General features: G+C 59.3%; 5 protein-coding genes and 3 pseudogenes. 4 read left to right on the forward strand and 4 right to left on the reverse strand.

Going from position 1 to position 6,376, the window contains the following annotated elements; genetic code table 11:
• Positions 1 to 88: 88 nt before the first annotated feature.
• Positions 89 to 340: pseudogene (locus tag FGE21_RS19455) on the forward strand (transposase); the annotation flags it as partial.
• Between the two features lie 13 nt (positions 341 to 353).
• Here the strand turns inward: FGE21_RS19455 and FGE21_RS19460 are convergent.
• Positions 354 to 455, reverse strand: a pseudogene (locus tag FGE21_RS19460) (transposase); the annotation flags it as partial.
• Between the two features lie 140 nt (positions 456 to 595).
• On the opposite strand from FGE21_RS19460, the pseudogene FGE21_RS19465 reads away from it, so the two are divergent.
• A pseudogene (locus tag FGE21_RS19465) lies at positions 596 to 1,024 on the forward strand (TrbI/VirB10 family protein); the annotation flags it as partial.
• A gap of 127 nt (positions 1,025 to 1,151) precedes the next feature.
• Here FGE21_RS19465 and FGE21_RS19470 read toward each other — a convergent pair.
• Entirely contained in the window at positions 1,152 to 2,066 is a 915-nt protein-coding gene (locus FGE21_RS19470; protein WP_139665060.1) for a YcaO-like family protein, read from the reverse strand.
• Between the two features lie 271 nt (positions 2,067 to 2,337).
• On the opposite strand from FGE21_RS19470, the gene FGE21_RS19475 reads away from it, so the two are divergent.
• Complete coding sequence (locus FGE21_RS19475; protein WP_139665061.1) at positions 2,338 to 3,003, forward strand: hypothetical protein; 666 nt, start codon at positions 2,338 to 2,340, stop codon at positions 3,001 to 3,003.
• Between the two features lie 106 nt (positions 3,004 to 3,109).
• Positions 3,110 to 3,781, forward strand: coding sequence for a hypothetical protein (locus FGE21_RS19480; RefSeq protein ID WP_139665062.1), 672 nt, complete (start codon positions 3,110 to 3,112; stop codon positions 3,779 to 3,781).
• A gap of 2 nt (positions 3,782 to 3,783) precedes the next feature.
• Here FGE21_RS19480 and FGE21_RS19485 read toward each other — a convergent pair whose 3' ends face one another.
• Both FGE21_RS19485 and FGE21_RS19490 read right to left on the reverse strand, forming a co-directional pair.
• Positions 3,784 to 5,397, reverse strand: a complete 1,614-nt coding sequence (locus FGE21_RS19485; protein WP_139665063.1) for a hypothetical protein — start codon at positions 5,395 to 5,397, stop codon at positions 3,784 to 3,786.
• Positions 5,398 to 5,434: 37 nt separating this feature from the next.
• Positions 5,435 to 5,752 carry a hypothetical protein gene (locus tag FGE21_RS19490; RefSeq protein WP_139665064.1) on the reverse strand — a complete coding sequence of 106 codons (318 nt, stop codon included), beginning with the start codon at positions 5,750 to 5,752 and terminating at the stop codon, positions 5,435 to 5,437.
• Between the last annotated feature and the right edge of the window lie 624 nt (positions 5,753 to 6,376).

Genomic DNA, 6,376 nt, shown 5'->3' on the forward strand with positions numbered 1-6,376 from the left:
GATTCCTCTTGCGCATGGGGCTGCTACACATGTTGCACAAATCGGGTGTCGGATTCATCTCCTGAATTCAGCATGGTAGCTGGGATGCATGAGCAGACCTACATCCCCAACCTACAAGACAAAAAACTGGCCAGCCTACAATGAAGCGCTCACGCGCCGGGGCTCGCTGACCATCTGGTTCGATCCCGAGATGAACTGGAATTCCCTGCCGACAGGCAGGCTTGGCCGTCAGCGGACCTATAGCGATGCCACCATTCAGATGTGCCTTTCAATGAAAGTGCTGTTCGGCATGTCGCTGCGGTGGACGACCGGCTTCGTCGAGAGCCTGTTGCGGCTACTGTCATCCCACCCTACTTGGCTTTCCACTTGTACAGTGTCGCATCTGGCATGCCGTGCTTACGACAAAGATCCGAAACCTTCGCCCCGGCAGCATACTCCTGCAAAATCCCGACAATCTTGCTCCGCGCTTACGCGGCCCCACTGGGGCCACGGTCCTATCGCAACTCGGTGAAACGTGACTTCCGCATTCTTCGTTCTCCTCCTTGCTTTGAACTTTACGAGAACAAACTCACATTTTGAATGGTCCGAATTCTTGGTGGCAGGTCACTATGACGACCGCGACACCGTCGGCCAGCGTCGCGTGCGCCTGGTTTGGAAACGACTGATATTTCCCGATGGGCGATCCCTCGTCCTGGACCGCCAACCCGGCGCTGATGCCGCGAGCTATGCCGGTCTCGAGGACCGCGTCGACAATCATTGTGCCAGCATCCTGCGCGCGGCGGGGCTTTCCACCTTGCTGGCGATCGGCGCGGAACTCTCCCTGGACGACGAAGACCGCCTCGCCCGCGCGCTCCGCGACGGGGCCCTCGGCTCGATCAACGCGGCAAGCCAGCGCATCGTCCAACGCCAGCTGGAGGCCCTGCCGACCCTCACCATCCGGCCAGGTTTCCCGGTCCGCGTGATCTCGTCTTCGTGCCACCCCCGGCTATTTGCTCATCGCGCTCAGGCTACGTACAGTATTTAAAAACGTCGGCGTCCGCCCATCGCACGGGACTACGGGGATCGGCCGTGGACGTCGCAAACAGCAAAGAGGTTGGCGCAGAGTTCCTGACTGCGATTTAGGCGGCTCATTCTCTCGGGCCGTCCTGCGCTTAACCGATAAACACCCTGGCCACCGGGATTTGAAATGAAGGATGGGTCAAGTCAAAAAGCTGGACGCGCTCTTGCACAAGCTCACTCAGATGCCCCAGTAAAGTCTTGGTGGAAGTACAACTGCTCGTCCGAGGAATTTCCCCAATGGGGCACTGGGGCCAGGGACGCGCGACGGTTGCCCCTCGATACTCAAGCAGCGCAGATTGGGACAGTGGGTCGCTTCCTGCCTGTGCCCCCCGGCTTTCCAGCTCAACCATATTGCGCCAGGAGAATATTGCTTCCCGAAGTGCGGAGATCACTGCTGCTACCGGATCCGACGCAGCAGCGGAGCCATATGTGGGCCTGCCTCCGTTCAGATCACTACAGCGCGCGCGCACCACGACATAGCCATGGTTGGCGTCACAGACCTGACAGCTCAGGGCACGATGGCGATCGCGGCACCAGTCGTGCATGGCGCGCGCTGCGGGGAGGACGGGCAGGTCAAGTTCGAAAAATTGGCTGCCCCGGCCGGGCTCAATGTGAATATGTTCCAGCATTTCCAACAGCGCAGCCCGACAGGCTTTGTCGATCTCCGGACCCGCGGCGGCACCATGAGATCGGTTTTTACGCCCAGGCGCGCGCAACGCAAGGTCGGCCTGAGGCAGCGGCTGTGCCGATCCACCCGCCCATAGAATTGGCGCAATAGGGTCCTCGCGCAAGGGATCATAGGTCAGGCTGTAGCGTTCCGCAGCCTCCATTTCGGCCAGGAAACCGGCCTCCTCTTCTGTTTCTCCGAAGCCGGATGAGAGCAGGACTGCGCCGTTGTGTTGATCGAGATTGACCGCGCAGAGGGCCGCCCTGAAGGGAAATCCGTCCGGCATGTCGCAGGCTGCAGGCGCCGATATCAGCCGACGGTCGAACCCGGTATCCACCATGCTTTTTCCTCCAAATTCGGGCTTTGAAACGGATAGCTCAAACAAGCACGCCCAGGGAGAGATAGCGCAAGACTATATCCGCAATGATGGAGGAAATTTCACGGGGTGCCGCAACCCGGTGCGGTTTGTCACACATGTGTTGCGCCGGATTTACGCTGCTGTCACGGCTGTGGAGCGCCGTGGACTTCAAATAGAGCCACTCCGGGTTGAGGAAGTATGAACCTCGGCAAGGAGACTTGAACTTAACTCCAACGCATAGGGATTTGATCCAATGACACTTCAAGCCACGCCGCAACTTCTAATGCTTCACCGGGACAAGGCGACCAGCAGCTTTCTGACGTCTATGGCTGAGTCCGAAGTCGTTCCGCTCAATGGTTCGGTCGTAACCTGCGCCGATGCGCCTGGCGCAGTGGCCTATACAGCAGCGAGCTGGGGGAGGTACAAAGGGAAGCCGACACAGCGCGTGCTCCTCACGGTTCACAGCCCCAATTCGGTTCCGATCAACAAAACACTGGAATTCCGCTCTCCATCGAACAGCGCGGAAAATGCGCTGGGGTTCTCGCTGCCGGGGCTTGCCCTATCCATAGTCGAAGGTCTTCTGCATGAGGAAGTGGATTCGGCAGACTATGTGGGTCGGGCGCAGCTGGTGCCCTTGCTGCTGGGGCCGAGCAGTGTTGCCCTCGACACTCCGGTCGCGCCCCCGGAAACCGACGAACTGTTTGGTCTCGTTGGTGGATTGGTCGGACTGGCGGCGACGGTCATTCCTGCCGTGGCTCCGGTTGCGCTGGATGTTGCCAAGCAGCTCCTGGGCAAGGATGATGGGTACAGTGATGAAGAGATGGCGAGCATCTTCGGCACCATCGCCAGTATCGCCAAAGTCGCCGTGCCGATTGCGGGGACCCTGCTGACCAGCCTTGGAGATGCGATCAAGGATTGATCCCTGAACGCAGGGCTGCGCCTTCCGAGGAGGCACCGCCAGACGGCGCGCAGGCAGGCAGGACAGCGTCCGCCTGCGCGTTTCACTCAAAATACGGAGAATTCACATGAGCACTGACAGCGTCGCAGACACCCTCAGCAAGCTGGCCACCCATTGGACGGAGTTTCGCCCGGAGTCCACCTACGCACAGGTGGTCCTGGTCACTGAGCCTCTCTATAATGTCGTCGGCAGCACGGGTGACCCCAAGATTTATGGCGAAACTTGGCGTCAGCTCCTGATATCTTACGGCATCGGCACGGGGGCTCATGACCATTGCTATACCACGGACCCTTTGCCTGAGGGCGCCTCCAGCCACCCGCATTTTTTGGTTGGCGGCCATATGACGCTCCAGCAGGATGGCCATGTGCCAACCGGTGGCCGGTGCTATCTGATGCCGCTGTGCCAATGGCACAACAGCACCACCCGCGACGGCATTGCCCAACAGCACAATCTGGATCGTATGTTGGAGCTGCACGGCTACAACATTGGTGAGCCGGCCGTGACTTTCCGCGCACGGCTGCCGGATGAACGCCCATATGCGCTGGTGTATCAGCAGGGGGATGCCTGGTTCAGCACCAACCTGACAGAGGCGGAAGAGGCGCGTCTGGCCAGCGAGGGTCTGATTGAGGAAGGCGCCGGAAACACGGTCAGTGTCTCCGCTTACATGTTGCTCAAACGCGAGGTGGAAGACGGGCGCGTGGTCTACAGCGTCCTTGCGACACAACTGCCGGCTGGCTGATCCTAAAGACCCAGCCGGGAAAAGTCCTCGACCAGGCTCTCATACAGGTCGGGGCGCCCGTGGCGATAGCGTTGCGCCCATTTCAGCGCGTCAAAATGCATGAAGCGACGCTGCAGTTGACTGGCACAGGTATTGGCCAGCTGTAGCTGTCCCGAACGGGCAAATAGCAGCAGGAGTGAGACCAGGTTTGCCTCATTGGGGCCTTCCTCTGACAACGCCTTTCGCACGCGGTCTTCGGCGTCAGGCGCATCAGTCAGAACCGCCGCACAGGTCCGCCCGCGATCCGCCCAATTGGGGCTGTCATGGCCAATCTGGTCGATGCTGTCGTAAATGTCGAGCTGACCCGACAGGTCCCCGTGATGCCCCAGCAGCGTTGCAAGATAAGCCGCCTTTTCAGGGTCGAAGGGGGCGGTGTTGATCAATTGGCGCAGTTTCGAAATGCTCTTATTCTGTTCCCCCGAAAAGAACGCGACATAAATGCCGAGACATCGGGTCCAGAAGCTCTCGGGGTCGAGCGAGGCAGCGGCCTCGAAATGCTGCCGGGCCATATCAAGGCTACGGCCTGGCGCCGGGGTCTCGCCAAATCGTACCCTGTCGATCTCGCAAAAACCCAGCGCAACATGGGCAGGGTGGAAGTCAGGGTCGAGTGCCAGGCATTTGGCGAATGCATCAGGGGCCCTGCGCTCCAGGAGCTTGTTGCCGCTGAATTCAAATCGTTTGCCCAACAGGTACTCCTGCCGCAAAAGCGGGGAAACCCGGTCCCAGCTGGGCAGCCGTGACCAGGTCGAGGCAAATACCGATTTGACGATATGAAGAGTGATTTCCTCGCAGAGCCGTAAAACCTCGCCAATGCCGCTGTCGGCACGAAGCCGGTAGGTCCGGCTCCAGGTGACGCGCTGGCCGGGTGCCGACTTCAGCACAAGAGTGGCTTCTATCCCCTGCCGCATGTACGTGACGGCCGAGAGGGATTGACCACGCGCGGGTGGGCTTGACGTTTCATAGACGTCAAAATCGGCCTCCCTCAAAAGGCAAAGCAGCGAGGTGCGAAACAGATCCCGCATCATCGGCGGCACGTCGGGGCCTGCGAATTCGAACGGCGCAAGGGTGATGGTTTGCTGGCTGTTCAGCGGCGCCTTGGAGGATAGAAAGTCCGGAAGCTGCATCTGGCTCTGGGCCGGGGTTTCGAGAAGCTGCGTACAAAGAAACTCCCCTAGCCGGTTCTCCGAGCGCGCCTGCAAAACCATGCGACGCCAGTCTTCGAACTCAGGATCGCGCACGTCCACATTGTCGAGAAACCTGCCATCTGAATTGCAGGGGTTGTTGTCCTTGAGACGCAACCTCACCGATTTCGGCGAGAGACGCACGAGGTCCCGTTCCACGACCAGCGGCTCTACGCCGGCCTTTTGAAAATGTCGTTTCAGCCGAGATAGTTCTTGACGCAGGCTGGCGCGGCCCTGTTCCGGAGCCCGCGTGCTCCAGAGCATGTCCTGAAGGCACGTGCGCGAGCAGGCACTGCTGGGCGAAAGAGACAAAAGCGCGATCAGCGCACGGGCACGGGCTCCGACTGGCGTGATGTCACGCCCTGTCGGGGTCGAGACCGAGAGGAGATCGGACAAGTCTACAATGCAATGCACAGCAGCCTCGGAGAAAGGATCACATCTGGCAGCCGAGGATGACCGCAGCGCCGAGGCCTTCGGCCGCGATGCGTTTCAGGCGGCTGGCGCCCGGATCGGACGTGTCGAGGTCAGAGGTGGCGATCTGATTTGTGTTTGGCACCACGATATGTAGATTTTGCAGGTCGTCGTAGTGAAATTGCACCGTGGTGTTCGGTGGCGTTGTCAGCAACGCAACAACCGCGGCTTCCGCAGAGGCGCTGGGGTGGCCGGTGGTTTTATATTCAATGCCCGCCCGCAGGATCTTGTCGCCAAGCGATTGTACGGTTGCGCCAACGCCCAAAGTCAGTCTTGCCATGGTCTTCCTCCCTCGAAGAGTGTCGGTGTGGGGTGATCGAGAATAGCAGCCTCAAATCCACCCGGAGGCGAGTGAAAATGATTCCCTCAACCTAGACAATGTCAGATGGTTTACGTTTGGTTAACTACTAATTGCTGAATTTCCCGTGGAACCTTGGGAGGCATTGCGGAGCTTGCCCGCTGGTCTGTCTTTAAATGCGAGTGAAGTGGTCCTGCTTTTTCGGACAGGTTTGCGGCCGGGATTAGATGTCATCAGGTGGGTTTAGTAGCGCCCCTTGGGCGCGTTCTGTGTTGAAGAATGCGTCCTCTGGCAATCCCCCTAAAACTTAGTGGTGTTCAAAAGTGCAGAGTTCTCGGCTGGATATCTGAAGAGATTTTCGATGAGGAATGGACGATTTAGCGACGCGCAGGAGATGGCAATCCTGAAACAGGCGGAGGGCGGGGGGCATGAGGGTGATAGCCGTGCATGAGGTCAGCGTCGCGCTGGCCTGCCGAACGTTCCAGATCAGCGGGACCTGCTACCGCTAAAGCCCGATCCTGAGCGACGAGAATGAGGAGATCGCTGACTTGCTGGGACGTCTAACGGCCAACAAGCGGAACTGGGGCGGTAATCCCCCCATTTTTA

This window comes from Phaeobacter sp. B1627 (genome assembly GCF_006265095.1).
GTDB lineage: Bacteria > Pseudomonadota > Alphaproteobacteria > Rhodobacterales > Rhodobacteraceae > Epibacterium.